The sequence below is a fragment of the Flavobacterium sharifuzzamanii genome (genome assembly GCF_003254585.1).
GTDB classification, from domain to species: domain Bacteria; phylum Bacteroidota; class Bacteroidia; order Flavobacteriales; family Flavobacteriaceae; genus Flavobacterium; species Flavobacterium sharifuzzamanii.
The window spans coordinates 131,646-158,057 of the sequence record NZ_QJGZ01000038.1; the positions used below are offsets into that span (position 1 = coordinate 131,646).

At 33.6% G+C, this 26,412-nt stretch carries 25 protein-coding genes; 12 read left to right on the top strand and 13 right to left on the bottom strand.

Annotated elements, in window-relative coordinates; all coding sequences use genetic code 11:
- Nucleotides 1-16: 16 nt before the first annotated feature.
- The 4 genes from DMA14_RS11225 to DMA14_RS11235 all read right to left on the bottom strand — a co-directional run bounded on the left by DMA14_RS11225 (nucleotide 17) and on the right by DMA14_RS11235 (nucleotide 7,102).
- Entirely contained in the window at nucleotides 17-3,169 is a 3,153-nt protein-coding gene (locus tag DMA14_RS11225) for a SusC/RagA family TonB-linked outer membrane protein (RefSeq protein ID WP_238989956.1), read from the bottom strand.
- 649 nt (nucleotides 3,170-3,818) lie between these two features.
- Nucleotides 3,819-4,106: a hypothetical protein gene (locus DMA14_RS22910; protein WP_203418288.1), complete on the bottom strand. Its 288-nt coding sequence runs from the start codon at nucleotides 4,104-4,106 to the stop codon at nucleotides 3,819-3,821.
- On the bottom strand, nucleotides 4,075-5,787 hold the full coding sequence (hepC, locus tag DMA14_RS11230) for a heparin-sulfate lyase HepC (RefSeq protein WP_203418290.1): 1,713 nt from the start codon (nucleotides 5,785-5,787) through the stop codon (nucleotides 4,075-4,077). The genes DMA14_RS22910 and hepC overlap by 32 nt, the downstream gene beginning before the upstream one ends.
- 112 nt (nucleotides 5,788-5,899) lie before the next feature.
- Nucleotides 5,900-7,102 (bottom strand): glycoside hydrolase family 88 protein, encoded by a 1,203-nt coding sequence (locus DMA14_RS11235; RefSeq protein ID WP_111424764.1) that lies wholly within the window; start codon nucleotides 7,100-7,102, stop codon nucleotides 5,900-5,902.
- A gap of 258 nt (nucleotides 7,103-7,360) precedes the next feature.
- Here DMA14_RS11235 and DMA14_RS11240 point away from each other — a divergent pair, with 258 nt between their 5' ends.
- Nucleotides 7,361-7,936, top strand: coding sequence for a hypothetical protein (locus DMA14_RS11240; protein ID WP_111424765.1), 576 nt, complete (start codon nucleotides 7,361-7,363; stop codon nucleotides 7,934-7,936).
- A gap of 3 nt (nucleotides 7,937-7,939) precedes the next feature.
- Entirely contained in the window at nucleotides 7,940-10,057 is a 2,118-nt protein-coding gene (locus tag DMA14_RS11245) for a cation:proton antiporter (protein ID WP_111424766.1), read from the top strand.
- Between the two features lie 64 nt (nucleotides 10,058-10,121).
- Here DMA14_RS11245 and DMA14_RS11250 read toward each other — a convergent pair whose 3' ends face one another.
- Entirely contained in the window at nucleotides 10,122-10,676 is a 555-nt protein-coding gene (locus tag DMA14_RS11250; protein ID WP_111424767.1) for a hypothetical protein, read from the bottom strand.
- Entirely contained in the window at nucleotides 10,663-11,382 is a 720-nt protein-coding gene (locus DMA14_RS11255) for an NIPSNAP family protein (RefSeq protein WP_111424768.1), read from the bottom strand. Before DMA14_RS11255 ends, DMA14_RS11250 begins: the two co-directional genes overlap by 14 nt.
- 131 nt (nucleotides 11,383-11,513) lie before the next feature.
- Between DMA14_RS11255 and DMA14_RS11260 the strand changes: the two genes are divergently transcribed.
- A complete protein-coding gene (locus tag DMA14_RS11260) occupies nucleotides 11,514-11,834 on the top strand; it encodes a winged helix-turn-helix transcriptional regulator (RefSeq protein WP_394336015.1) in 321 nt (106 codons plus the stop codon).
- A gap of 111 nt (nucleotides 11,835-11,945) precedes the next feature.
- Entirely contained in the window at nucleotides 11,946-12,893 is a 948-nt protein-coding gene (locus tag DMA14_RS11265) for an aldo/keto reductase (protein ID WP_238989957.1), read from the top strand.
- Nucleotides 12,894-12,915: 22 nt separating this feature from the next.
- Here the strand turns inward: DMA14_RS11265 and DMA14_RS11270 are convergent, their stop codons facing one another.
- Nucleotides 12,916-13,719: a helix-turn-helix domain-containing protein gene (locus tag DMA14_RS11270; RefSeq protein WP_111424770.1), complete on the bottom strand. Its 804-nt coding sequence runs from the start codon at nucleotides 13,717-13,719 to the stop codon at nucleotides 12,916-12,918.
- Between the two features lie 94 nt (nucleotides 13,720-13,813).
- Nucleotides 13,814-14,815, bottom strand: coding sequence for an SDR family NAD(P)-dependent oxidoreductase (locus DMA14_RS11275; RefSeq protein ID WP_111424771.1), 1,002 nt, complete (start codon nucleotides 14,813-14,815; stop codon nucleotides 13,814-13,816).
- A 338-nt stretch (nucleotides 14,816-15,153) separates the two neighbouring features.
- Between DMA14_RS11275 and DMA14_RS11280 the strand changes: the two genes are divergently transcribed.
- From DMA14_RS11280 to DMA14_RS11295, 4 genes are all read left to right on the top strand, one after another.
- The gene (locus tag DMA14_RS11280) at nucleotides 15,154-15,852 is read left to right on the top strand and encodes a hypothetical protein (protein ID WP_111424772.1); all 699 of its coding nucleotides are present in this window, start codon (nucleotides 15,154-15,156) and stop codon (nucleotides 15,850-15,852) included.
- A 27-nt stretch (nucleotides 15,853-15,879) separates the two neighbouring features.
- The gene (locus tag DMA14_RS11285) at nucleotides 15,880-16,572 is read left to right on the top strand and encodes a DUF1266 domain-containing protein (protein ID WP_238989958.1); all 693 of its coding nucleotides are present in this window, start codon (nucleotides 15,880-15,882) and stop codon (nucleotides 16,570-16,572) included.
- Between the two features lie 3 nt (nucleotides 16,573-16,575).
- Complete coding sequence (locus DMA14_RS11290; RefSeq protein ID WP_111424774.1) at nucleotides 16,576-17,019, top strand: hypothetical protein; 444 nt, start codon at nucleotides 16,576-16,578, stop codon at nucleotides 17,017-17,019.
- A 99-nt stretch (nucleotides 17,020-17,118) separates the two neighbouring features.
- Nucleotides 17,119-17,817 (top strand): DUF1826 domain-containing protein, encoded by a 699-nt coding sequence (locus DMA14_RS11295; RefSeq protein WP_111424775.1) that lies wholly within the window; start codon nucleotides 17,119-17,121, stop codon nucleotides 17,815-17,817.
- Between the two features lie 63 nt (nucleotides 17,818-17,880).
- Here the strand turns inward: DMA14_RS11295 and DMA14_RS11300 are convergent, their stop codons facing one another.
- Together DMA14_RS11300 and DMA14_RS11305 are read right to left on the bottom strand one after the other, a co-directional pair.
- The gene (locus DMA14_RS11300; protein WP_111424776.1) at nucleotides 17,881-18,159 is read right to left on the bottom strand and encodes a type II toxin-antitoxin system RelE/ParE family toxin; all 279 of its coding nucleotides are present in this window, start codon (nucleotides 18,157-18,159) and stop codon (nucleotides 17,881-17,883) included.
- Nucleotides 18,152-18,397 carry a ribbon-helix-helix domain-containing protein gene (locus DMA14_RS11305; protein WP_111424777.1) on the bottom strand — a complete coding sequence of 82 codons (246 nt, stop codon included), beginning with the start codon at nucleotides 18,395-18,397 and terminating at the stop codon, nucleotides 18,152-18,154. Before DMA14_RS11305 ends, DMA14_RS11300 begins: the two co-directional genes overlap by 8 nt.
- Nucleotides 18,398-18,526: 129 nt before the next feature.
- On the opposite strand from DMA14_RS11305, the gene DMA14_RS11310 reads away from it, so the two are divergent.
- The 3 genes from DMA14_RS11310 to DMA14_RS11320 all read left to right on the top strand — a co-directional run bounded on the left by DMA14_RS11310 (nucleotide 18,527) and on the right by DMA14_RS11320 (nucleotide 21,671).
- Nucleotides 18,527-19,162, top strand: coding sequence for an MEDS domain-containing protein (locus DMA14_RS11310; protein WP_111424778.1), 636 nt, complete (start codon nucleotides 18,527-18,529; stop codon nucleotides 19,160-19,162).
- Nucleotides 19,163-19,477: 315 nt separating this feature from the next.
- Nucleotides 19,478-20,500 (top strand): META domain-containing protein, encoded by a 1,023-nt coding sequence (locus tag DMA14_RS11315; RefSeq protein ID WP_111424779.1) that lies wholly within the window; start codon nucleotides 19,478-19,480, stop codon nucleotides 20,498-20,500.
- A 430-nt stretch (nucleotides 20,501-20,930) separates the two neighbouring features.
- Nucleotides 20,931-21,671, top strand: a complete 741-nt coding sequence (locus DMA14_RS11320; protein ID WP_111424780.1) for a hypothetical protein — start codon at nucleotides 20,931-20,933, stop codon at nucleotides 21,669-21,671.
- A gap of 40 nt (nucleotides 21,672-21,711) precedes the next feature.
- Here DMA14_RS11320 and DMA14_RS11325 read toward each other — a convergent pair whose 3' ends face one another.
- Both DMA14_RS11325 and DMA14_RS11330 read right to left on the bottom strand, forming a co-directional pair.
- Nucleotides 21,712-22,416, bottom strand: a complete 705-nt coding sequence (locus DMA14_RS11325) for a hypothetical protein (protein WP_111424781.1) — start codon at nucleotides 22,414-22,416, stop codon at nucleotides 21,712-21,714.
- 147 nt (nucleotides 22,417-22,563) lie between these two features.
- On the bottom strand, nucleotides 22,564-22,980 hold the full coding sequence (locus DMA14_RS11330) for a helix-turn-helix domain-containing protein (protein WP_111424782.1): 417 nt from the start codon (nucleotides 22,978-22,980) through the stop codon (nucleotides 22,564-22,566).
- A gap of 180 nt (nucleotides 22,981-23,160) precedes the next feature.
- Here DMA14_RS11330 and DMA14_RS11335 point away from each other — a divergent pair, with 180 nt between their 5' ends.
- Nucleotides 23,161-23,721 (top strand): hypothetical protein, encoded by a 561-nt coding sequence (locus tag DMA14_RS11335; protein WP_111424783.1) that lies wholly within the window; start codon nucleotides 23,161-23,163, stop codon nucleotides 23,719-23,721.
- Between the two features lie 24 nt (nucleotides 23,722-23,745).
- Here DMA14_RS11335 and DMA14_RS11340 read toward each other — a convergent pair whose 3' ends face one another.
- The gene (locus DMA14_RS11340; protein ID WP_111424784.1) at nucleotides 23,746-26,262 is read right to left on the bottom strand and encodes a cation-translocating P-type ATPase; all 2,517 of its coding nucleotides are present in this window, start codon (nucleotides 26,260-26,262) and stop codon (nucleotides 23,746-23,748) included.
- Between the last annotated feature and the right edge of the window lie 150 nt (nucleotides 26,263-26,412).

The window sequence follows — 26,412 nt, forward strand, 5'->3', positions numbered from 1 at the left end:
CTTTTTAAACTTTAAATTATAATGAAATATTTAATCCTGTAACAAAGGATTTACTTCTAGGGTAAGCACTAAAATCGACTCCTCTGGTAATGGCATTGTTAAGAACATTTACCTCAGGATCATAACCAGAATATTTAGTAAATACATATAAGTTATAAGCCGTAAAATAGATTCTTAGATTTGAGATTTTAGATTTCTTAAGCCAGTCTTTTGGCAATGTATAACCTAAGCTGATGTTGTTAATTCTTAAGAAAGAACCATCTTCGATAATGTCGCTGTACAAACGTCCAGTAGTATTACCATTAAAAGCTGGATACTTTTTGCCCACATTTAAAGCTGTTAATTCATCTGGATCGGTAACACGTTGTCCAGCGTTATTAATCGTAGTCCATCGATCAGCGTAGATGGCAAATGTGTTTAAATTGTCTAGGTTAAGCCTTGAATTGTTTAATACATTGGCATTGTAAATATCATTACCCACCGTAAAATCAAGGAAAACACTCAAATCAATTCCTTTATAGCTGAAAGTATTGTTTAGGCCACCAGTATATTTTGGATTTGCATTTCCGATAATCGTTCTGTCCAAATCGTTTATTACGCCATCAGGTTTTCCGTCAGGGCCACTTATGTCTTTAAATTTGATAAATCCTGGCTGTACCACAATATTATCGCTTGGCACACCCGATTTTAAAGTATACACTTTTGTGGTTGCATTGTAATCAAAATCGCTAACCTGATACAAACCATCATTTACATAACCGTACATGGTTCCAACTGGCTGTCCGACTTTCAGAATATAATCGTTTTTGTCTGTGTAACTGTTTGTAATTAATGAAGTTTCGCCTTCGCTTAATGCCAGCACTTTTGTTTTATTGAAAGCAATATTAAAAGTAGTATTCCAAATAAAATTATCGTTTTTAATATTTATCGTATTCAGCGTAAACTCTAAACCGCGATTAGAAGTTGCCCCAATATTTTGAAACTGCTTTTTAAAGCCAGAACTTGCTGGCACACGAGTGTTGTAAAGCAGATCTTTCGATTTATTCTCATACAATTCAGTCGTTAACGAGATTCTTTGTTTAAAAAATCCTAGATCAAGACCAATATTAGTCGATTTGGTCGCTTCCCATTTTAAGAACGGATTAGGAAGGTTGTTTTGAAAAGCGGTAATATTTGTCTGGTTGTTTAACGGATATGAACCAGAATTAAAAATTCCTAAAGCAGCATAATTAGCAATTCTGTTGTTTCCTGCTTCACCATAGCTTAAACGAAGCTTAAGATCTGAAAACACAGGAAGTTTTTGCATGAAATTCTCTTCGATAACTCTCCAAGCAACTGATGCAGAAGGGAAGTAGCCCCATTGATTTTCAGTTCCAAATTTTGAAGATCCATCCGCTCTTAAACTAGCTGCGAATAAGTATTTATTTTTGAAGGAATAATTGGCTTTTCCGAAGAAAGAAAGCAATTTGTCATCTTCTGCAAAAGTTGTCGGTATTCCGGCAATAGTTCCAAGCTGTAACTTATCCCAGCTTAAATTTACATTAGGAAAAGCAGAAGCGGTTGCTGTAACGCCTTCTGTATAATTGTAGATGTATTCTTGTCCAAGAGTAGCATCAAATTTATGGTCTTTGTTAAAAGTATTGCTGTACGTTAAAACGTTGTTATAGTTTAAACGGGTTCCAATATTATGCGTTACGCCTCCATTTGCACCACCAGCTCTAATAGCCTGAATACCTCTCGAGTCGTTAAAAAACTTGCTTTTATTACTATTATCTGTATAACTTACCAATCCGCGGTAAATCAAGTTTGGCGTAATATTATATTGCAGCTGTAAGCTCATGTTAATCGATCTGTTGATGGCTTCTCTCTTCTGGCTGTCAATTGTAATAAGCGGACTTTGGAATGTTGGTGAATCCTGATTGTCTAACGGATCAACTACTAAAGTTTTAAGATCTTCGTCAGATCCATTTTTCCCGATAGTTGGTCTGTATTGTAATAAATTTTGCAGCATGCTCAATCTCGTATTTCCGCCATCAGCAGTAGAAAGTCCAGTAATTTTTTGATTCGAGTAGTTTACAATTGCATTTACAGAGAATTTCTTGCTGATGTTATTGATCACGTTCAATTTTACGATGTTTTTTACAGAACCCGTTCCAAGCATAATTCCTTCATCATCATTTACAGAATAGAAAGCATTGTATTTAGTATCATTTTCACCCCCGCTAATGCTAATTTTATGGTACTGATTTACGACAGCGTTTCCAAAAACTTCATCTTGCCAGTTAATTCCTTTTCTGTTTTTGTATAAACCTTCTAGTTCATCATAAGTTCCATAAGCGCCTACAAACTTCTGCATTCTAGCATCATCTGTAGCAGATTCGTATATTAATTTGGTGTAATCATACGGATTCATTACCTCAAGCTTTTTAGCAATGGTCTTTATTCCGCCATAAGTATCATAGCTTATAGTCAGTTTTCCGCCTTTGGCTTTTTTGGTTGTTACCAATACAACTCCGTTTGCACCTTGCGCACCATAAATAGATGTTGATGCGGCATCTTTTAAAACATCGATAGATTCGATATCCATTGGGTCCAAAAAGCTTAATCCGCCCGTTTGTGCTACTCCGTCAACAACATACAAAGGTTCGTTGCTTTGAGTAATAGAAGTTCCACCTCTAATTTTTAACGAAGGTTCAGATCCTGGAGTTCCGTCAGACATGGTTACCTGCATACCCGCAATACGACCTTGCAATGCCTGTGCTACATTCTGTACAGGAACTTTGGCCAATTCCTGACCTTTTACAGAAGAAATAGCTCCCGTAAGATCTTTTCTGGTTTTTGTTCCATATCCTACAACTACTACCTCGTCAAGATTGTTGGTATCATCAAGGAGTTTAGTATTGATTTCTGTTCTGTTTTTAACTTGTTCTTCTTTCGTTTTGGTACCAATAAAAGAAAATACAAGCGTGGCATTTGGTTTTACCTTAATTTGATAATCCCCGTCCATTGAAGTTAGGGTAGCATTCTTAGTTCCTTTTTCTGTAACAGTTGCTCCCGGCATTGGCAGGTTTTGAGCATCGGTTACTAGACCTTTTACGGTTATTTTGTCCTGCCCGTACATCATCTTACTTGTGGTTAGCAGTAAGAGTAAAAATATAATCCTTTTCATAATTTTTTTTTAAAAGAGGAATTAGATAGTAAGTAGAATTCCTGTTGATATTATTTAAGTTGGTTTTGGTTTAAAAAATCACCACAATATTTTCTAGATAGCGGTTGTGGAGAAAATCATAACAATTAAATAACTTAAAAAAAGGGCAACGGAATTTTAGGTTTAGGAAAGAGATTTAAATTTTGTAAAGGCCTGGTCATTTTTTTTGGATTAGTCATGTTTTTTTGATTTTTAATTGAAACAAATATAGAAATCGGGTTTTCATGACAGTTTTGAATGCGTCCAAAATACTATTGAATTTGATTAATACAATGTTTAAAGTCCTTTAAAATCAGGGTTTAATTTGAGTTTAGTGGTGTTTTGCCGAATTAATTTTTGGTGCAAAGCTAGTAATTGCGAGCAATCTCTAAATCGTTTGCGTAAAATTTATACGTTAAGCGAAATGAAGTAAAATGTTACGTAAAATTATCTTTACAAATTCAAATTCGATTCGAAGATTTGTTTGAACAAAAGAGTTTCAGATTAACCTTATTAAGAAATATTTTTAGGATATGGTCCGTGGTTTCGACCACGGGTTATATTTTAATAATTATCAAAAAAAACGTCTAAAAATAATTTTAGACGTTTTTAAGTAGAGCAATTGTAATGTTTAGTTTAGTCGAGTTTTAATCTCGCTTTTTTTGCCGTCAATCACAATGTTCAAACTAATAATTCCTTTATCAAAATCATTGTCTTTGTTGGGCTGAATTTTGATGTCTGGAGCTTTGTCTGCAAAAGGATAAAGGATGCTGATAAATTGTTCTGTTTTTGCATCATTTTTAACTTTTTCAAAGACAAACGCAGGTCTAGAAAGTTCTTTAGCATAAGCATAGGAAACTTTTCCTGTTTCTTCATTTAATGCAATTTTATCTGTATTTAAAGATTGGATTATTCCCATCTTCATAGGCCGTATATACCTTGTTATTTACTTTATCAAAAACAGGTTTGCTATCTTCTTTTAACTGGAAATGAACGCCCAATTTACCAGTTGCTTTTCCGATTGCTTTATCTATTATTAGGAAGTATTTATTATCAATAAACAAAATACTGCGTTGATGGTCTAAATCGGTATAACTAGGATTTGAGTACGTTAGAATATCTAAAGTTTTACTTGTCGCCCACTTGTTTTGTTCTGCTTTGGTAATCACCATATTCTGATCGTCTAATGTCAAAGTGCTATGGACTTTGGTCTGACGAAACCAATTTCTCTTTTTAGTAACTTCTTCATCACCGCTATAAATGTAGCAGCCTGTGTCTGGTGTAAAATTTCGTCCTTTTATCCAAAGTTCAAAAGTTCCATTATCTGGCTGTGCATGAAATTCTGCTGGAGGTCCTGCTTTTACAATCATTACAGTAGATTGGTCGTTCCACTCGTTTCTAAAAGTATAGAATCCGCCGTTTGGTAAGGCATTTGAAAGATAATCTGGTTGTCTTCCTTCGGCGCCGTCAGTTGCAAAATATTTGATTTGTGCATTTTCTGGAAATACTTTAGACCAAATTTTAAACTGCTTTAATCGGCTTTCTTTTTCAACCAGCCAAGAATCGCCAAACATCGGATTGTTGTAATTAGGAAACATCATGCTTGCCGAAGCTAGAATCATTTTTTCGATGGTTTTTGAATAAGTATCTGGAAATTCTTTTTCTACGCCAGCCATTTTAGCCGAATTGTAAGCTTTCAGAAAAATATCGATGCACGCAACATGATAAATAGGAGAGAGTTCCCATTGTATGCCGTCAGGAAGTACTTGCAGTTTTATTTCGCGGTTTAGGATTTCGATACCACTTTTGCGCCATGCTTCGGCTTGTTTCAATTCAGGAAAAAATGCTCCAGCTCCCAGAATACGTTGTGCTTCAAACAATAAATGATTGCCTTCTTTGCTATAATGTTCCGGAATATATGCGGCTTGTTTGTTATAAGAATTTAAAAACTCCATTAAAAAAGCAGGAGTAAAGTTCGGAGAATTTACAAATAGATTGAATGTAGGAGGCAAGCTCTGTACACGATCTGATACTTCTAGCGGACGCCATGCAAAAGAATCATTTTCTTTAGAACTTCCTAGATAGTTCTTTTTCTCCCAATCGCGAAACTGTGAAATCCATTCTTTGGCATATTTTTCATCTCCAGAACTGCGATACGCCATTCCCATTGGCAGCCACCATGTAACGCGGTGCAATTGCCAGCGGACTTCATTGTCTTTTACAGGCCAATATTCCCAGTTGATATCTTTTCCGTAATCATAAAATCCATATCCTTTTTGAGGCTGAAATTTATGTTCCAAAGCATTGTCTGCTTTTTCCTGGTTTGCTTTACCAATTTCTTTTCCTCGAAATCTATTTTCGTCTCCAGCATTAAAATCAGGATGTTTAACGGTTTTTCTATCGCGATAATACGTTAGCAGTTCTCGTGCTGCTTCATCGTATTTGGTTGCGTTAAAAAGACTGTTTACCTTTTCTAAGCCTTTGTAGTTTAGATTGATAATGTCAAAGCTTTCTTTTTTTATTGGTTTTTCTTGTGCATTGCCCAAGAACCAAGACAGGAAGAGAAAGCATAAGAGGGCTGTTTTCTTTAAATTCTTCATTTAGGTTTTTAATTAAGTGAGTTCGATAATTTGTTGTTATAATTAAAAAGCTATCTGGATGATATTGTCATATCAAAGATAGCTTTCTATAGTTTTATTTTACTTCTTGAATTTAAATCTCAATTTTTTTAATTGCCGCATATCTTTTCAATGCTTCTAAATAATAATAATCGGCGTAATCTAGCGGTGTATCAATTTCTGAATTGTATAAAAAAGCGCCCACACTGTGTTTCAGTAAAAAGAAATGATTTTCTCCAGGTTTAGCCAAATAAGCATCAGATGATAAGGATTTTAGTATTTCTTCGGCATAATCAACGTATTTTTTTCCGTCTTTTACCTGAGTGCTTAAATCTAAAAGGGCAGAAGCAATAACAGCGGCAGCCGAAGCATCTCGTGGCGCAAGTTCTGCAGTGTCTAAAGCATTATGCACATCAAAATCCCAAACAGGAACTTTGTCTTTTGGCATTGTAGGATGGTTCATAATGAATTTGGCAATGTTTTCTGCCTGCTGTAAAAACTTAAGATTTTTGCTGTTTGCATAACACATCGTATAACCATACAATCCCCACGCTTGTCCGCGTGCCCACGATGATTCGTCTGTAACACCTTGATGCGTTCTTTTGCGTAAAACTTTACCTGTATTCGGATCATAATCTACTAAATGGTACGAACTGTAATCTTTTCTAAAATGATTTTTCATAGTCGTTAAAGCATGTGTATTGGCGGCTTTTGCATATTCAGGTTTATCAAACTGATTGGCGCTCCAATATAAATACTCCAAATTCATCATATTGTCTATAATGACTGGATAATGCAACCAAGGGAAATCCCAAGAACGGATAGTGCCTACTACTGGACTAAAACGAGCATAAAGATTTGCTGCACCATCTGCCAAAACAGGAAGATATATTTTGTCTCCCGTAATTCTGTAAGCATTTCCGTAAGAGCAATACAGCATAAAACCTACGTCGTGTGTGTTCTTGATGTTTCTGATGGAATCTAAGGCAAGGGTAAATTTTTTAGCTTCTTCTGCCATTGTTTTATCGCCTGTAAGTTCATATCCGTACCAAAGACTTCCTGGAAAGAAACCCGTTGTCCAGTCGGTTATTCCTGCAAGACGAACGGTTCCGTCTGGATTAACAGATCGCGGATTTTTTCCGGGTTGGTAAGTTTGTGCGGCTTTGTTTAATTGAAAATGAATTACTTCGGTCGTTTTTGTAAACCAAAGTGGTGACGGATCTTCTAGAACAGGTTTTGCAGAAGAACTTAATGCGGTAAATGTAAATGCCAGAAATAGGTTAAAGGTTTTTTTCATAGTGTAATCGGTTTATTGATATTCGGTTTGGGTGAATATCTTTAAAGCGAAATTAAATGGGACTACGAAAACTGTGTTTCAGTTTTTACTATAAATCTTTTGAATTTGTCTAAAAGTGTATTTATTCCTAATTAAAAGTCAAACAGAAGAAGACAGGTTTTGTTTCAACAAGTAAAAATCAAATTTTCCTTTTTTGCTAGTTTTTGGTTTATTAAAAGGATTTTTATGCTTAACTTGTAAAATCCAAAATCAATTCTTATGACTTTAAAAAGACTTATTCTTATCAGTTTTACCCTTGTATTATATTCCTGCAGCAATAAAAAAGAGCAGGAGCTAATTGTGCGCGAAAACTCGCTTTTAGAAAGGGAGAAACAGTTTCAGGATAAAGAAGCAGAATATGAAAAGCTTTTAAAAATGAAAGACAGCCTATTGTCTCTCACTAAAGTAAAAGACACGCTTCCTAAAATAAAGGAATGGCCAGAAGATCTTAAAGTTGCATGGAACAGCAAAATGATATGCAAGGAATCGAATTGCAGTAATTATGTTATTGGCGACCAACGCAGTGAAGTCTGGGAGTTTCGATCAGATTCGACGGGTATGTATGCCAATGTACTTAACAATAATGAAATTAAACGTGTTTTTACAGGACAATATTTAGAAAGCAAAATAGTGCTAGATTCGGCAAAAGAAACTTCTTCTAAAAACAAAATAAAAGTAAGCGTAGTACTCGATGATATTAAAAGGAACATCATTAAAGGCACTCAGACTATAACAGGTCAGGATAATTGCACTGCAAAATTCTCAGTTGAACTTACTCCATCTAATAAAAAGTAATTTATGCTACTGAGTATACATCATATAAGTTTTCCTATTGAAGATCCTCTTTTAAAGTATCTTATCGAAATTATTATCATTTTATGCATTCCGCTTTTATTAAATAAGATTAAAGTGCCACATCTGCTTGGTCTTATTATTGCCGGTGCGCTTATAGGTCCAAACGGTTTTGGAGTGCTTTCTAGAGATAGTAGTGTAGTAGTTACAGGAACAACGGGGCTTTTATATATTATGTTTTTAGCCGGTCTAGAAATTGATATGGCCGATTTTAAAAAGAACAAATGGAAGAGTATCATTTTTTCCATTTTCACTTTTGCCGTTCCTTTTATTCTAGGACTTGTCGGCGGTTATTATATACTAGGCTTTTCTTTGCTTACTTCAATTCTTTTCGCCAGTCTTTTTTCGTCGCATACCTTGATTGTTTATCCAATGGTAAGCGGGCTCGGAATTGCTAAAAATCTTGCGGTAAATATAACCGTTGGAGGAACGATGATTACAGATGTGCTTTCGCTTCTGGTTTTGGCCGCCATTGTCGGAATGTCTCAAGGAGAAGTAGGAACGGCTTTCTGGGTTAAGTTATCGGTTTCAATGGTCATTTTTACTTTAATTGTATTATTGGTTTTTCCGATAATTGCAAGATGGTTTTTTAAAAACGTAGAAGATAAAATCTCCCAATATCTTTTTGTACTTGTCATGATTTATTTGGCGGCGCTTCTAGCTGAACTGGCAGGTATTGAATCTATCATTGGAGCTTTTTTTGCTGGATTGGCTTTAAATAAATTGATTCCGCATACTTCATCATTGATGAACCGAGTGGAGTTTGTCGGAAATGCCATTTTTATCCCATTCTTTTTAATAAGCGTAGGAATGCTGATTGATTTTAATGCCTTTATTCAAAGTTGGGAAACATTGTGGGTTGCATCAATTATGCTAATTGCTTCTATTGGAGGAAAATATGTTGCCGCTATACTGACGAAAAAGACATTTAAACTTACTAATGATGAAGGGCAATTGATTTTTGGATTGAGTTCGGCATCTGCTGCAGCTACACTGGCTTCAGTAATGGTGGGTTATAATATAATTATTGGCGAAAATGATGCAGGAGAACCTATAAGACTTTTAAATGAACATGTACTTAACGGTAGTATTCTTCTTATTCTTGTTTCTTGTACTGTGTCGTCTTTTGTGTCGATGGCAAGCGCTCAGCGTATTGCACAGGCAGATAAAGACAATACAGTATCAGGTAAGAACGAGGAAAGAGAAAATATACTTTTGGCAGTAAATCATGAAGCTACTGTAGAAAAAATGGTAAATCTTGGGCTAATGGTAAAGTCCTCGTCTAACAAACAGCTTTATGCCGTAAATGTAATTAATGATGATGCAAATGAATCTTCTGAAAAAAATGCTGAACGAATATTAGAAAATGCTGTTAAAGCCGCTTCTGCTGCCGATGTAGAATTACACCCTATTACGCGTCATGATAATGATATAGCAAGCGGAATAAGTAATGTGATAAAAGAAAAAGAAATTACAGATCTTATTGTAGGACTTGAAGGAGGAAAGGGTTTTTCGGCTTCATTTGTGTATAATCTGTATAATGGTTATCTCCGAAATAAAAGCATTAATTTGATGGTGTATCATGCTGTACAGCCTGCTGCTACGATTAAAAGATATTTGGTTTTTATACCAGCTGATGCCGAAATGGACGCTGGATTTTTTCATTCGATGTTAAGAATCTGGAATATAGGCCGTAATTCTGGAGCAAAAATGAGTTTCTACGGAAAAGAAAAAACGCTCGATATTCTAAAAAGAATTGCAAAAAAAGCCTCTATAGAAGCTACATTTGATGTTTACTCAAATTGGGAAAATGCAGAACAAACAGCGCTTTCTATTGAGGAAAATGAAGGCCTAGTTATTATGATGGGAGATAGAGGAATGCATTCGTATTTTCCTAAAATGAGAGATATTCCAGATCTTTTGAACAATAGGTTTATTAGCAATAACTATATGCTTATTTATCCTTTTTCTAAAACTGCTGCAAACAATACAGAAAAAAGATCTGTAAGTAGTCATGATGATTTTGCAGAAATAGGAAAAGCGATTCGAAATATTTTTAAATAATATTAATAAATGTAAAAAAAACAAAGCCGTGTCAACAGAGAGTTTGATACGGCTTTTATATTTATCAGTTTTCCTGATTAAACTTAGACATATACATATACCAGTTCCATTCCCACGAATTGCCATTATCTTCAGAAAATGCTTGGCTCCATACAGGATTGTTTTTGTCTCTCGCATCCCAGCGAAAAATTACTAGAATATTTTTTCCGTTAAAAGTATCTTTAGTAACAAAATGCCCCACATTATTTTCAAAAGAACCTAAAACTGGAGGATCTAGTTTTCCTTCATTAGAATCAGCCCAATAAATACTCCACAATCTATTTTTCGGATTAAATAATCTTACGGTCATTCCTTCAAATGGATGTCCGTCAAAAGTGGCTAGAAAATTATCAATATTGCCAATTCCGTTTAGAACTTTGTACATTTCTTGCGTCGATTCAAACTCTGTCCATTCCGTGCAATTAGACAATCTGGAATTGAGTTTCTTATTACGAAGTTTCCATTTTCCTTCAAAAAAATCAAAATCATCTTTCGACGATGTTGGAGAAGCTGTAATGATTAATTCTCCATTAGCATCAAAATTTATTTTTGGTATTTCCAAATTTTCAGTTTGCATCATTTTTAGTTCTTTGATTATTAGTTTGTTGGTTTAAAAGTAATAATTTATGATGTATGGTAACCAATTGCTGTATTGAAAATTTTAATGAAGATGGCATATTGTCAATCGCTTTCTGTTTCGTTTCATATTCATTTCTGTCTTCATAGTGGGTTATAGATACCAAGAGATTTTTATCTTGGAAAACAGGCAGCCTTGGAAAATCATTTTCTTTCATTTCGCTTATCCAAAAAGAGATATCAATACTATTTATAGAATTCAGAAACGGAATGTACTCTTCGCCAAATAGCTTTATTACTTGTTCTAGTGTGCTATTGCAGATATAGAAATCAATAACTGTAATACCTTTATTCGTTTTAAGATTTGAGTTTTTGTATAGTGGTTTTAACAGATAAACATTATCAGAGTTTATCATCATTTCATTTGCAGCATTTCCGTTTTCCTTCCAGACAGCACTTTCACAATAAAAATCATTTAAAAATTTTATTCTTGTGCTCATGTCTTTAAAGCCACGAAGCCAAACGAATCGGTCATTTGAGTTCTCAATTTTAAATTCCCCCAAAGTGTAACCGCCTAATTTCTGCATTGGTTCAACAAATTTCGTGTGAAAAAAATCACTGAATGAGTCGGCTAAATTTGGTTTCAATAAATAATTACGAACTTCCAAAACTTGAATATTTTCTGAGTCTTCTAGATTATTGTAAGCCATATTTTTCTATTTAAAATGTTTACACAAAGTAAATTAAACAATATCTTTACGACAAGTAGGTACAATTTGGTACCCTATAGACTAAAAGTATATTAATGCTGATTATCAGTATGTAAATAAATTGAAAAATGATAAAAAAAAATAAAACGGCCTATTGTCCCGTTGATTATGCTTTTCAAAGAATTGGCGGAAAATACAAAGGAAGAATCTTATGGTATTTGAAAGATGGCATTATGAGATATGGGGAGTTAAAAAGAATTGTAGAGGGAATAACACCCAAAATGCTTACTCAAACTGTAAGAGAATTGGAAGAAGATAAATTAATTATAAGAAAGGTTTATAAGGAAGTGCCTCCGCGTGTAGAATACCGTCTTTCGGAAACGGGAAAAGAATTAATTCCGTTTATTGACCAGATGCGAATTTGGGGAGAAAGACAAATGGCTATGGAATAGCCTTTTTAATTTCTTTTTGAAAAATTTTCAGCATTAGAAAACAAATCATTTTATTAAAAAAATATATACTTTTAGTAATTGATTACTAACTGACTAATAGACCCAAAAAACATGAATTCTGAAAACCAAAAAAACGAAATAAACCGACGCAAATTTTTGCAGAACACTACATTAGCGGCTGCTGGAATTTACTTGGGTATTTTAGGTACGCCTAAACTATTCGGAAATGTCTTGATGGATAAAGACGCTAAAGGCATTCCAGATGTTAAACTGAATAATGGCTTGAAAATGCCGATACTTGGATTTGGAACTTACGGACTTAGCGGCGAGGTTTGCCAAAAATCTGTAGTTGAAGCCATATCTTCAGGTTATCGTCTTATTGATACTGCAAAAGTGTACGGGAATGAAGTAGAAGTAGGCAAGGCAATAAAGCAAAGTGGAATAGACAGAAAACAGCTTTTTGTTACTTCAAAATTATGGGTTGATGATGCTGGCTACGAAAATGCTAAAAAAGGTTTTGAAGAAACGCTAAGAAAATTGCAATTGGACTATCTGGATCTGTATCTTATACATCGTCCGAGAGGTGATGTAAAAGGATCTTGGAAGGCAATGGAAGAGCTTTACAAAGCAGGAAAAATAAAAGCTATCGGAATTAGCAACTTCGATCCTGCGCAATTGGCAGATCTTTTGTCTTACGCTCAAGTAAAACCAGTTGTAAATCAGATAGAAACTCATGCTTATTATCAGCAGACAAATGACTATAAGGTGTTAAAGCAGGATAATATACAAATGCAGGCTTGGGCGCCTTTTGCAGAAGGACGTAATGGTCTTTTTACAAATGAAGTATTAACTCAAATTGCAAAGAAGCACGGTAAAACTACTGCACAGGTAAGTCTAAGATGGCATTTCCAGCGCGGTATTGTGGCTATTCCGAGATCTTCTCAAAAAACACATATTCTAGAAAACCTTAATATATTTGATTTTAAGCTTGATGATAATGATATGAAAGCGATTGAAAAATTGGATTTAAATAGAACTCAGTTTCCAGAATGGAGTTAAGGTCGGTTTAAAACGTTTGTTATTACATTATCTGCTTAGGAGAAATGCCATATAGTTTTTTAAATGCGTGTGAGAAATGAGATAAGTTTTCGAAACCTACCTCAAGATACACATCGATTGGTTTTTTCTTTTTTTCTGCCAATTGATAATAGGCCAATTCAAGTCTTTTATGAGTAAGCCATTTTTGAGGAGTACTATTAAAATGTTTTTTGAAATCTCTGTTGAATGTTGATAAACTGCGACCGGTAAGATAGCCTAGTTTTTCTAATGGCATGTTAAACATAAAATTGCGTTCCATAAAACTAATTAGATCGATTTTACCGGGTTCATCAAAATTTGCGAGTACATTATCAACATTTTTGTCAATTTCTCTCAAAATGCTTAAAGCCTCAATTATTTTTAAAGAAGCTAAATCCTCTGAGAAATGGCTTTCTAAATCAAAATAAGGAATAAGTGAACCTAGACAGCTTTCTAATAAAGGATGGTTCTTAAAACTATAAATTTTGTTTTCAGGTACTGGTTGCTTTACAAGTTCAATATTCTGATAAAAGTTTTTTAGCCGTTCAACAGAAAGATGCATCACAACCGTTTTATGTGGTTCTCCGTTTGAAGGATAATTGATGATAGTGGCAAGTTGGTTTCTTGGTATTAAGAAAATATCTCCTTTCTTAAAAAGAAAGGAGGCATCATACTGTATAATTTTTGTTTCACCAGAAATAAACCAGATCAGCATGTGATCATCAAACATAATATCTGATTTGAAGAATTTATCCTCGTAGCAGGAAAGTTTAATTTCTGGAGTTAAATATCTTGATATGTGATCCATAACTAGTTGATGAATTTATCTTTCATGTCTGCGCATGTTAAGATTTATTATTGCAAAGATAGAAAGTATCAGTTCTTTTTATTTAAAACTCATATTAGTTTGCTAAGTTTAAGGACACGCCTGTCATTTGCTCACTTAAATCCCATAATTTTTTAGCATTGTTTTCATCGAGAGAATAAGGTTGAACACCATATATTCCGATGCTTTCTTCAGATGCTAATGGTGCAATATCTGCATCTTCACAATAAACTCCCCCAATATTGTCAAGTAAAGGACTTGTTGCGCACCATACAGTTGTAGCAGCGCCCTGTGGAATCGATTTTAATCTTGCAGCAACTTCAGGAAGCATATTTCCGTCTGCATCTAAGAAACCCATTTTTTGAAATAATTCCAACGAAGCTTCTCTTGCTAATTCTGTCCCGCCAATTGAACCAGGGTGAAGCGAGTAGGCTCTTATATTGTATGCTTTTATACGATTATCAAGCTCAAGTGAAAATAAGTTACATGCCGTTTTTGATTGTCCATAGGCCTGTAAAGTTTCATATTCCCGTTCAAGGAAATTAGGATCTTCAAAGTTGAAAGGCGACATATGGTGTCCAAGCGAAGACACATTAATGACTCTTGCGCCATTAGCCTTTTTAAGTGCAGAAAACAGCTTTAATGTTAGATGAAATTGCCCTAAGTAATTAGTAGCCAGTTGAGATTCGATTCCGCGGCTGTCTCTGCGTAAGGGAACCCACATAATTCCAGCATTATTTATAAGTAAATGTAAAGCTCTGCCTGAGGAGATAAATTTATCTGCAAACGCAGTAATAGAATTAGGATCTATAATATCCATTGCTTCTATTTCTACATTTTTAATGCCCTTCAAGTTGTTTTTAGCTTTTTCGATATCCCTTGCCGCTACGATTACTGTTGCGCCAGCATTTGCAAGTGTTTTAGTAGTTTCTAGACCTATGCCTGCATTTCCGCCCGTTACAATTACATTTTTTCCCTTAAGACTAATTCCTTTGATTACATCATTTGTTGTTGATAATGCATTAAACCCTGAATTAAGCGGTTGCTGTAACGATCCTTGATAATTGTTTTGTATCATTTTTTTAATTATTAAAAGTTATGATGCAAAGTAAGGCATACTTTAAAGGCTTGATTTTGTTTAAAAAGTCAATTTACTTTGTTCAAAATGTCATTCAAATTATGAGTATAAAGCTGACAATAAATTAAAATTTAAAAAAAATGCTCATCCAAAACTAAAATGAAAAACACATTTATAAAAAATATCTACGGATATCCAATCATCTCAGGCGAATTTATATCTGCTTAAATTCCCATTCTCTTTTTTCTAAAATTTGTGTTCTAATACCGTTTTGCTGTACTGCAAGACATTAAAACCAACAAGTATTTAAAACCAAATTAATCAAACAAAAAAAAGGCATGAGCACATTATTTTTAATTCCAGTTGTATTGGTAATTGCAGGAGTAGTTTTTATGATTTATGTGAATAAGAAACACAAGGTTGCAAAAGGAGAAATTGATTTAAATTTTGAACGAACAAAATATGACCAATACAAGCAAGAATTATTGGCTAATGATTTTTCACAATTGAAACATTGGATGAAAGGTAAATCTATAGACGCATTTACTTCTGCATCTGTACCTCAATCTACAAGCAGTAAAGTTCAGGAAATCGTAACTGATGGTCTCAAAAATGTAGCATTATCTACAATTGGCGTAAAACTGAGAAGAGTAGAAACAGATTGTTTTTGGGTTCTAAGCGGAAACGATTTGCATTTCTTTACAACCAACACTGTGGGCGAATTAGACGATCATATTGTTTTTGATAATTTCAGAATTGAAGATGCTAAACTTGAATTTGGTGGTGTTTTGAAATCGCAATTGGGTGTTTATTCTAAATCTTCAGAAGAATATTTGCCAAAAACACATATCATCACTTTTTATATTGATGGAAGTCCGCTGTCGCTTGAAATTCATGATAGACTTAATTATGTAACAGCTCCAGAAGATATGCTAAACTTGAAAAAACAATTGGAAACTAGAGCCAAATATCAAGTAGTAGGCGAAAGATTTGTCTCTGTTTTACAAAACAGAAACCCTAATTTAAAAGTAGCTTAAATAATTATGGGATTCTTTTCAAAAATTTTGAATTCATTTCAAAGCATTAAATTGAACAACCAAAATGCTGTAAAAGGTTATTTATTAGATCATTTGCTTGTTGGTTCCATGTATGCAGAACAGCAATCAGCTTACTTGAATTCTTATGAAACGGGTTTAAACAGATCTGATATTGCTACATTAACGGGAGATTACTGGGGAATATATAATAGAGACCAAGCGATTGAAGTGCTTCAAAATCTGCACGACAGAAACCAAGACGCAAATATGGAAATTGTATACAGAGCGTTTGAGGATAGAGAAAATTATGTTGAGGTTTTAAAATCTAATCTGCCAAAAGAAAGAGGTTTGTTTGAACATTATATAGAGCTATTTAGAACACTAAATGATATTGTTCCAGAATTAATAGAACAAAATATTTTCACAGATTTTTCTCAAATAAGAAAGATCAAAGACAGCGGTTGGAATTACGGAAGAGGCGCTTTTTTAGCCCGCTGCTGTTATGATTTGGGATATCTTTCAGAAAATGAAATGAAAGAATATTTAGAAAAATGCCATGCCGATTTGAAAAAATATTGCACCACTTGGAAAGAATACACCACGAGCTATATTTTTGGAAGAGCAGTTTGGGGCGGAGCAAATAACAGCGGAATGGTGCGGATTGCAGATGACTTGCTTACTAATGACAATAGTCCGCTTAAGAATAAAACATATCTCTAAATTATGCCGAATGAAACCATTCGGTGTTTAAAGAAAAAAGTATTGATTGCGGCAATACTTTTTACAATTACTTATATGGAGATTTGCTGGTCTATAGGAAATTTTTCTGAAAGAATATCATTGGGTTTTTTAGATTGTTCTTTTGTTGAAAATGTGTATTTAATGTCTATACTGACAGCCATTTTCTTAACAATAGTGTTTTTGGTATTTTCTTTCATAAAAAAAATCTATTTAAAAAGCGTAATTGAGATGATTGTTTTAATTCCGATTTGGGTTTTATTGAATTACGCCATTTTTGTTGACCACAAATCTTCATGTAGTATTGGCACTCTTCAAGAAGAATTTTTCTATACAATTTTACTTTCTATTGTGCCTGTTTTGGTAGTATCAATTGCGGTTGTACTGTTTGCCGATTATATCTCAAGGACAAAAAAAGTGCGACAATAGAAACCTAATTATCTAAAAAGCCTCTTCGAAATATTTTTCAACTGCCCGTTATTGCATAATTTTGTGGGGTACAAAGCCATTAGCTTTTTATATTCTACTATGAGCAATATATTTTCTGACAATAGCCAAATAGGAGTAGTGTCTACTTTTTCTGAACTAGTGCATACCGATTTCAAAGGAGAAATGAATGCCTTATGTTGGCACAGAAATTTGGATGGCGATTTTGAGGAAATTGTAAACAAGCTGTCTTTAAAAGAAAATATAACCGAAGTTACTCCCGAAGATTTAATCACGCTTCAACTCTCAGAAAAAGGAAGTATAGCAAGAGAAATAATCTTAAACGATTTGCAATTATTAGCCGATTTTGGAGCTTCGCCTTCGCTTAATTTACTGAAATGTTACGAACGCGATGATGAATTTGATTTCATATCTACAGATGTATATTCATTTCACGTTGATCGTTCGCCCATTGCAACCGATACTTTTTTATGTACTTATCACGGGGCAACAAGTGATATTGTGGCTAATTCGCAAGCAGAACAAAAAATCTTAATTCCAGAAATTCGAGAAAAGCTAAAAGAACTTCATGATGGAACAGAAGAGGAGTTTGAAGACTTTTTAAAAGAAAATTACTTTGATCTGCATTATCAGCTTCATCAAAATGCAGAACCTGTTAATTTAGGACTAGGACATCTTTGGCGCTTGGCAGTAGATCATCCAAAACAAGAAGTATTGCCTTGTGTTCATAGAGCGCCTGTAGAAAATGATGGCAAATATCGGCTGTTGTTGATTTGTTGAAAAATCAAGACTCTAGAGTTTAAAATTCTATAAAAAAAGTATTCTCAAAAAATTAAAACCGCTTTAAAAGTCTTGCCTTCCAATAATGGTAATGATTTCTACGCGTTTATTTCCGTTAATTTGGTAATAAATGGTATCAACGCCACAAACGCAATAGCGATATCCTGTTTTAATGTGGTCAGCAGATGGAAATAAAAAAGGATTTTCTTCTATTTTTTCAAAACAATCATAAAACATATTAAAGTAGTTATCAGCTTGATTAATGCCAAATTTACTAACACCATAATGATAAATTCTTTTTAAATCTTCTTTGGCTTCGCTACTTAAATAATAGCTATACATTAGGCAAATCCTTTTTAAATTCTGCTAACATTTCTTCTCTAGTTTGTTTTTCTGCAAAACCACTTTTTTCTCCCTTTTCTATTTTAGCTCTCACAAATTCATAGTATTCTTCTTTTGAACGAGCTTGCTTAATCAAATAGTTAATAGCTTCACTTTTACTGCTAAACTCTTCTGTATCAATCTGATTTTTCAACCATTCATCATTTAGAGCAGTTAATGATATACTTTGTCGTGTCATAAATAATTCAAGTTTTAAGTTGGTGTAAATTTACACCAAGTTTTGAAATAAAACATGATTTATGATAAAATAGTTTTCTAATTATAGGGATAATGAAGTAGCAAAATACTAATTGCGTATATTTGATACATGAACAAACAGACATCTTTTTCGGTATGTGGAGAATCATTGTCGGCTCCAATGCATATTTGCGGTTTTTTCGATTCTAGAGAACAGCAATATGAAGTGATTATTCCTTATATTTTGGAAGGTCTGGAAGCCAATGATAAAGTCATAAACATTCTTGAAGGAAACCGCCATAGTGAACATTGCCGTTGTCTGGCAGATAACGGAATCTCTATTGCTGAAAAACTCTTAAGCGGTCAATTGGAAGTCCTAGCTTCTGAAAATACTTATATCAATGGCGGTAAATTTGCCGCAGATAAAATGTATGCAACGCTCGAACAAACTTTATTGTCGGCATCAAGAGCGGGTTATGATAGTGTAAGAGCGTGTGGAGATATGGTTTGGGCTCTTAAGAACCTGCCAGGAACTGATGAACTCTTGGAGTATGAAGCCAAACTGAATCTGCTTACGCCACAACACCCAGTTTCACTAATTTGCATGTACGATATTAGCAGTTTCAGCCAAAAGGCGCTTACAGATATATTGCTTACGCATCCGTATGTGATTAAGGACGGAAAAATTAGCAAAAACCCGCATTATGTAGAACCTTTAGAATTGCTTTCTAGTCTTTCCTCTCGATCTGGTGCGCTTAAATCTTAAGCGACTATTTTTTATTTTCTGTAGGTCTAATTCAAAAGGCAGTTCTATTATCCATCGTGGCAGTTAAATTTTAATAAGCTAAAAACACTACAAAAATATTGTTAAGTATAACAAAAAGAGGAATTTTTGTTATATTTGATAAACAAGCTGATTGCCAGTATTGTAATAGATTAATTGTTAAAGAAAAAACGGAATTCGGCGCTGATAAAAAAAAGTTAAAAGCATTCTTAATTTTAAAGTGGCACAATTCCTGCCTGCAAAAAAATCATTGAATAATCAGAGCGCTTAATCGGTGTTCTAAAAAAATTAAAATAAATGAAAAGATTTAAATGTATGTATGTTTTTGTAGTAGTGTTATTATCAACATTTACATATGGTCAGGAAAGTTTAAAAATGTTTGTAAAAGAAAGTAAAGTGCCATGTACGGGTGTTGGCCCTATGGAATGTCTACAGGTAAAGTATGATAATGACAAAGAATGGCAATTATTTTATGATCATATTGAAGGTTTTAATTTTGAAAAGGGAAATCGATATGAGTTACTGGTAACGAAAACAAAAAGACCAGAACCTATTCCGGCTGATGCTTCTGCGTACCAGTATAAACTGAAAAGCATAATTTCTAAAACTCCTGTAACTAAGGAAAAAGGAATTTATAACACCAAAATGATCTTAACGCAGTTAAACGGAAAAAAGATAAACAGCGGAAAAGCATTTATCACAATTAACGATGAAACGGGTACAATAAGCGGTAAAAACGGATGTAATAATTTCAACGTAAAATACACCAAGCTTTCTTCAAAGAATCAAATTAAGACCAATTCTCCTATGGGGACTTTGATGGCTTGTGACAAAGAAAGTATGAAATTGGAGCAAGATTTTAGTGCTGCGATAACTAATAAAAAGTTCAAAATTGTAAAGAAAAACAATAAAGTACAGTTTAAAAATACGAAGAACAAAGTGGTTATGGAATTTTCTATTCCGACTCAAAACGAACTGTGGGCTTTTATTGGTAAAAACAATTGGAAATTAATTGCACTTGAAAATGTTGGACAAGATTACGGAAAAGCTTCTATTAAGTTTAATGTAGCAGAAAAGAAAGTAAGCGGAAACACAGGTTGCAACAACTTCGCTGGAACTTATGAAACCAACGGTGATACTATTTCTTTTGATAAAGTAGCAGTTACAGCAATGGCATGTATTGGTGAAGAAGGAAATAAAACAGAGCAAAAAGTATTATCTTATCTAAATAATAAAGATCTACGTTTTGATGTAGCAGAGCAAACTCTTAATTTTTATCTTAACGATAGATTGGTAATGATGTTTGGAATTACGAAATAAACCTGTTCTATAAATCATCTTGAAATAGATGATGATTTATATAAAATGATTAGAAAACCAGTGAAGTTGATTCACTGGTTTTTTTGTGGATGCAATTATTTTCGCAATTCATGAAAGTTCAACTGAAATGCTGCGCAATGCTGAAGGCTTTCGGGATTGCGCAGCTTTTCATAAAAACACCAGAGGGCGGTTTGTATGTATTGTGGGGATTAAATACTAAAACTTTAAAATTTATTTTTTTTTGAATAAATGTATAAGTCGAAACTATCTAATTGGTGAAAAAGCGATCTATAAAAGATATGAACATTTTAATGACGTTCTTAAAATGATTCATCATCCGAAAATTCAAAAAGTCCAAAGTTTAAGGTGGCTTTTTTGTCTAAGAACAATTAAATAAATTTGTCTGAAATTAAATCTAAAAATTTATCTTATGAAAATAAACTTTTTTCAGATCTTTACTTGGAATAATGCTTTTGAAATTTTAGTTCTTACACTATTGGTAGTAATCCTATTTGTTGCAAAATTTTATCTTCCATCATATTTTAAAGAAAAAGGGAAAAATTATGCTAAAATACAGGATATAGAAAAATTAACAGAGGCAGTGAAAAATATTGAACATAAGTATGATATTCAATCTCAATCTATCAAAGCTCAACTTGATTTATCAAATCAGATCTCGTTAGGAATTCATAACGAAGACAGAACCTACATCATCGAATTTCATAAAGCAATTTATGAGTATCATACATTTTTGATCGATTATACTCATGGAAGTTTGAATTATAATAGTAATGATGATATCTTTAAGTATATTTCTTTAAGGTCTAGTCTATATGATAAATTTCTTACTAGTAAAATGACATCATATTTATTTATTAGTGAAGGCAGTTATCTAGATGAAATAAAAAAAATAGTAAGAGAAATTAGCGTAGATTATGCAAAGATAGCAAAGGAAATGGTTGATTTTCTAATAAACCTACAAAAAATGAATTCAAATTTTAAAAATCAAAGTGCTACTGAGGCTAAGGCGTTTTATAGTGCCAGAAGTGAAATGTTTGATCAATACAATAAAAAGGTGACGGATTTTGATGACGAAGTTAGACCAAAATTAGAAAATTTTTCAAATGCAATTAAAAATTATATTGTTCAAATGGCTATAAAAAGGGAATAATATGAAAAAATAAAGGTCACTCGCAGGAGTGGCTTTCTTTTTACATTAGATCATATCCTTTTTCAATGTAAGTACTTAATAATTTTCCTAGATTAGTAAGTTTACTGAATCTTTTTCCTGTTTTATCATCGACTACAAATTCTACTAAGTCTAAATCTCGATACCTAAGTAAATTGTCTAAATTTTCATTATAATCATAATTTTCATTTTCGAATTCTTTTACAGCCTCTAAATAATGTGCTCTTCCCTTATCTGTCATTAAATTATATATTTCATTAATTTTTAAAACATCGTCAACACTCACATAATATTCTACATGATTATTCAAAAGTTCTGCTATAACATAATTTTTGTTTTGATCCTTTAATTCTTTTTCTCTAGCTTGATATTGTTCTATGGTAGAGTTGTGGCGTTTTAAGTCTTCTTCGGTTTGAGCGACTGCATTGTTCAGTTCTTTAACTAAGGAATCATTTCTTTCTTTTAAGTTATCTATTTCACTTGTACCAGCTTTAACATCAGAAATCTCTCTAATTAATTTTGCGTCAATTTTTTGTCTTTCTAATTCGGCAGTTCTGTTGATATTTTTTCTATTCTGTTTACTTTTAGAGTAAATTGATAACAACCGTTCAAAACCCAAATTAATATATGGTAGGACGATAATATAAAAAAGGGAAATAAGTAACGGGACAGTATAATGATACCATTTGCAATAATTCTTATCAATCCACAAAATTCTTTTATCCATAGGCCAATCTGAATAAAATAAAATTGCAACAGCTCTCCAGTTAAATATTATATAAGAGATTATGAATGATCCTACTAAAGGACTTTTAATTCTATCTTTATAACTGTCTTATATACTTTGAAAAAATTCTTTTACAGTTTCCATTTATTATTCGAACTTGATTAATTTCTCAAGCCTCGCCATCATTTCATCTTTCTCCTTCAACATACGCTCGTACAAAGCAATTTTTTCTTCGTGTAGTTTAATGAACTGATCAATCGGATTAACAGTAGTACTTACATGTCCAGAATTATTACCAACTGCTATTGCTCCTTCATGAAAAGTATTAGAAATAATATTTATCGCTTGTTCCTCATCAAAATTCTGAAAAGCTTCAACAGGAATTTTCAGTACAGCTGAAATTTGTTTCAGAAGGTTTTCTTCAATTACATCTTTTTGCTCCAGCATAGAGATTTTCTTTTGGTTCCAGTCTTCGCCCAGATCATAAGCCAAAGCTTCCTGCTTTATGTTAAGCATTTCTCTAAAACGTTTTACGTTTCTTCCCTGATGTATTTTCTGTTCCATAATGAATATTGGTTTTCTGAAGATTCAAAGATAAAGCCATTTGGGCTAAAAATCATGAGTTTCAAAGATAAAAAAATATTTCAAAGAAGAATTGTTTTGTAAGAATATTATACCTGTATTTCGAATAGATTATCTTTTAGAAAGAACAGAATTTCGCTTTAGAATTTTAAACTATAAGCCATGAAAAAGAATAAAACAAATTTCGAAACTAGCTTCTGGGCAGGATATGCAGCGGGAAATCCGTTTAAGGCAATCGATGCCTTTTTTACTTTTGCACATCTCGATTATTATAAACAGAGTTTAAGCGAAGCGGTACTGTACAGCTATAAAACAAAAGTCTGCAAACAGGACAATCCTTCGGATGTTTTTGTTTTGTACACCGTTATCAAATCTTTCCTCAAAATTTGTTACTGTCTGAAAGAAAAGAGCAAAAAATGGATGATAAAAGAATCTCTGCGATCTGAAACTGTTTTTCATCTTTCTTCACTAACAAAAGAAGAATACGAGAATCCATTTGTAGTATTTCAAAAAGCATTTGCAGAAAAAACGCTAGAAGAATTTGAATCATTTTTATATCAAATCTTAGAGCTTTCGTTATCTCCTCATGTCGCAGATTCTGACCCTGATTTAACGACGCCTTATATTCATGTAATAAAAATGCTCGATGCGACAGAATTAATAAGAGAAAGGGGAGTTGAGAAAATCAAGAAAAGAAATCTGATTGATGTTGTAACGGAATAAAACACTAAAGTTTAAAAGATTCTTTTAAACTTTAGTGTTTTCAGATTTTAGCCTTTTAAAGAGCTTATACCCTTCAAACCATAATACAGATATGGAAGCAATTCCAGCAGCTAAGCCTAATTCTCTTATAGTAAGTCCAGTGAGATGGAAAAAATCAGAGAAAGGATTGATATACAAAATGGCTGACAGCATGATGAGCGTTGAAAAACTGACAATAGGAAAAAGAATGTTTCTATTTTTAAAGCTTTCAAAAAGACTGTAATGAAAAGAGCGGTTTGTTAAGCTCAATAAAATATTAGCGAAAATTAAGGTGCTGAAAACCATTGCTCTAGTTTTTTCTTCATTCCCGCCATTTTGAACCGTATGCTGATAAATAAAGAGAACGCCCGCTGTTATTAATATTCCTTGGATAATACTGATAGAGAGTTCTTTCCAATTAAGAAAAGTATCGGTCATTTTTCTTGGCTTATTTTGCATTGTATTGCGTTCCATAGGCTCGTTTTCATACACAATGGAGCAGGTGGGACCCATGACAAGTTCTAAAAAGATAACGTGAACTGGAGTAAATATCTGTGGAAATACCCATCCTAAAAGCAATGGAAGTGAAACCGTTAGAATAATCGGAATATGAATGGAAATGATATACTGAACCGCTTTTTTGATATTGGCATAAATTCTTCTGCCCGAAGCAATTCCGACAATTAGTTTGTCCAGATCATCATTGGTAATTACCAACGCAGCGGCGGCTTTGGCAATTTCAGTTCCTTTACTGCCCATTGCAACGCCTATATGAGCTGCTTTCAGCGCAGGCGAATCGTTTACGCCATCTCCAAGCATGGCAACAACTTCACCTTGTTTTTTCAGCGCATTTACGACAGCGAGTTTGGCATCAGGAAACATCCTTGTAAAAAGCACTTTTTCTTCGGCAGCTTGTAGAAGCTGTTCTTCTGAAAACTCCATAATATCTTTGCCTTCAATAGCTTGAGAAGTCTGTTTTATTCCTGCCTGCAAAGCTATGCTTCTGGTTGTATCAACATTATCTCCCGTAATTACTTTTACTTTGATTCCCGCATCATAAATATGGCTAAAAACTTCTTGAATACCTTTTTTCGGAGGATCATAGAAAACAACCAATCCAAGAAAATCAAATTTGAAATCCTGTTGTTTTTCTGGAAAATTATTGCTTTCAAAATTGGATCTGGCCACGCCTAAAATTCGAAATCCTTGACTGCCAAGGTTCTTAATAATATCGCGTACTTTATTTTTTTCATTTTCGCTAAGTGCTGAAACATTCAGAATAGCTTCAGGTGCACCTTTTGCGGCTATAATGCGTTCCTTTTCTGTATTTTCAAAAAGATGCGTCATCATAGGAGGTTTGCCTTCAAGTGGATATTCGTGTATCATTTGAAAATCTTTGCGACGGTCGTCTTTTCTAGACTTTTCATACAAACGATGCAAGGTTTTTTCCATAGGATCAAACGGTACAGGTTCGCTGCTCCACATCGCATAATCAATAATTGTAGAGAGATCGGGATTGCTAAAATCGTTTTGATCAAAAATTTTGTCAGAAGCGAAATTGTAGATATGTTTGAGCTGCATCGTGTTTTCTGTTATCGTCCCAGTTTTATCGGTGCATATAACTGTTGTGCTGCCCAATGTTTCGACTATGCTGCTGCGTTTGACAATAATGCCTTCGCGCATTAGTTTCCAAGCGCCCAATGCCATGAAGGTCGAAAATGCTACGGGAATTTCTTCTGGCAAAACAGACATTGCCAATGTAAGTCCGTTGAGCAGACTGTCCAGAAGGCTACGTGTATGATAAAAGCTAATGATGCATACCATTGCAAACACAATAATGCCAACAATCGCCATTCCTTTGACAAACCTTCCTATTTGAAGCTGTAGAGGCGATGTTTCTTCTTTTATTTCTGAAATAGAAACGCCAATTTTACCCAAACGGGTTTCTTTTCCAATTTTTTCGACTTTGATTACAGCTAGTCCTGAAACGGCTAAAGTTCCGCTGTAAACCTTGTTATCATCACTTTCGCTGCTTTTAAAAACAGAGAGACTTTCACCAGTAAGAGAAGATTCATTAACAGAAAAATCATTGCTATGCATAATTTCTCCATCAGCATTAATCATCTTTCCTTCTTCAACAATGCACAGATCTCCAATGGTAATTTCGTGGGTAGGAATCTCAATAATTTTTGCGTTGCGAATAACTTTGCTTAATGGTTCATTGAGTTTTTCTAATGCTTCCAAAGCTTTTCTGCTTCGATTGTCCTGATATAATGAAATGGCGGCAACCGCTGCAATAGCCAGAAACATAAAAAGAGCCTCGCCATAATCTCCTATGGCAAGATAAATAATTGAAATAGCAAATAGCAGCACAAGCATTGGCTCTTTGAGTATATTTATAAGAAGCTCTAGCCACGTATTTTTATCGGCATTGTCTATTTGGTTGTAACCGTATTTTTTTCTTGAAAGGGTTACTTCGTTATCGTTAAGTCCTTTAAGATGTTCAGGTATATTGTAAGACATAGATAATTTTATATTAATGCGATAGTGATTTTAAACGAGTTGAAATTTAAGCGCTTAGTGTCTTATGGAAATAAAAATATATTATAAATATAATGAAACTCCCGATATTTCTTACTGTTTTTTTGAAGCTTTGAAGCTTCTTGGCAATTG

Coding starts and splice junctions, on each gene's coding strand:
- DMA14_RS11225 (WP_238989956.1), bottom strand. CDS start 3,169: ATGAAAAGGATTATATTTTTACTCTTACTGCTAACCACAAGTAAGATG.
- DMA14_RS22910 (WP_203418288.1), bottom strand. CDS start 4,106: ATGGGAATAATCCAATCTTTAAATACAGATAAAATTGCATTAAATGAA.
- hepC (WP_203418290.1), bottom strand. CDS start 5,787: ATGAAGAATTTAAAGAAAACAGCCCTCTTATGCTTTCTCTTCCTGTCT.
- DMA14_RS11235 (WP_111424764.1), bottom strand. CDS start 7,102: ATGAAAAAAACCTTTAACCTATTTCTGGCATTTACATTTACCGCATTA.
- DMA14_RS11240 (WP_111424765.1), top strand. CDS start 7,361: ATGACTTTAAAAAGACTTATTCTTATCAGTTTTACCCTTGTATTATAT.
- DMA14_RS11245 (WP_111424766.1), top strand. CDS start 7,940: ATGCTACTGAGTATACATCATATAAGTTTTCCTATTGAAGATCCTCTT.
- DMA14_RS11250 (WP_111424767.1), bottom strand. CDS start 10,676: ATGATGCAAACTGAAAATTTGGAAATACCAAAAATAAATTTTGATGCT.
- DMA14_RS11255 (WP_111424768.1), bottom strand. CDS start 11,382: ATGGCTTACAATAATCTAGAAGACTCAGAAAATATTCAAGTTTTGGAA.
- DMA14_RS11265 (WP_238989957.1), top strand. CDS start 11,946: ATGAATTCTGAAAACCAAAAAAACGAAATAAACCGACGCAAATTTTTG.
- DMA14_RS11270 (WP_111424770.1), bottom strand. CDS start 13,719: ATGGATCACATATCAAGATATTTAACTCCAGAAATTAAACTTTCCTGC.
- DMA14_RS11275 (WP_111424771.1), bottom strand. CDS start 14,815: ATGATACAAAACAATTATCAAGGATCGTTACAGCAACCGCTTAATTCA.
- DMA14_RS11280 (WP_111424772.1), top strand. CDS start 15,154: ATGAGCACATTATTTTTAATTCCAGTTGTATTGGTAATTGCAGGAGTA.
- DMA14_RS11290 (WP_111424774.1), top strand. CDS start 16,576: ATGCCGAATGAAACCATTCGGTGTTTAAAGAAAAAAGTATTGATTGCG.
- DMA14_RS11295 (WP_111424775.1), top strand. CDS start 17,119: ATGAGCAATATATTTTCTGACAATAGCCAAATAGGAGTAGTGTCTACT.
- DMA14_RS11300 (WP_111424776.1), bottom strand. CDS start 18,159: ATGTATAGCTATTATTTAAGTAGCGAAGCCAAAGAAGATTTAAAAAGA.
- DMA14_RS11305 (WP_111424777.1), bottom strand. CDS start 18,397: ATGACACGACAAAGTATATCATTAACTGCTCTAAATGATGAATGGTTG.
- DMA14_RS11310 (WP_111424778.1), top strand. CDS start 18,527: ATGAACAAACAGACATCTTTTTCGGTATGTGGAGAATCATTGTCGGCT.
- DMA14_RS11315 (WP_111424779.1), top strand. CDS start 19,478: ATGAAAAGATTTAAATGTATGTATGTTTTTGTAGTAGTGTTATTATCA.
- DMA14_RS11320 (WP_111424780.1), top strand. CDS start 20,931: ATGAAAATAAACTTTTTTCAGATCTTTACTTGGAATAATGCTTTTGAA.
- DMA14_RS11325 (WP_111424781.1), bottom strand. CDS start 22,416: ATGGATAAAAGAATTTTGTGGATTGATAAGAATTATTGCAAATGGTAT.
- DMA14_RS11330 (WP_111424782.1), bottom strand. CDS start 22,980: ATGGAACAGAAAATACATCAGGGAAGAAACGTAAAACGTTTTAGAGAA.
- DMA14_RS11335 (WP_111424783.1), top strand. CDS start 23,161: ATGAAAAAGAATAAAACAAATTTCGAAACTAGCTTCTGGGCAGGATAT.
- DMA14_RS11340 (WP_111424784.1), bottom strand. CDS start 26,262: ATGTCTTACAATATACCTGAACATCTTAAAGGACTTAACGATAACGAA.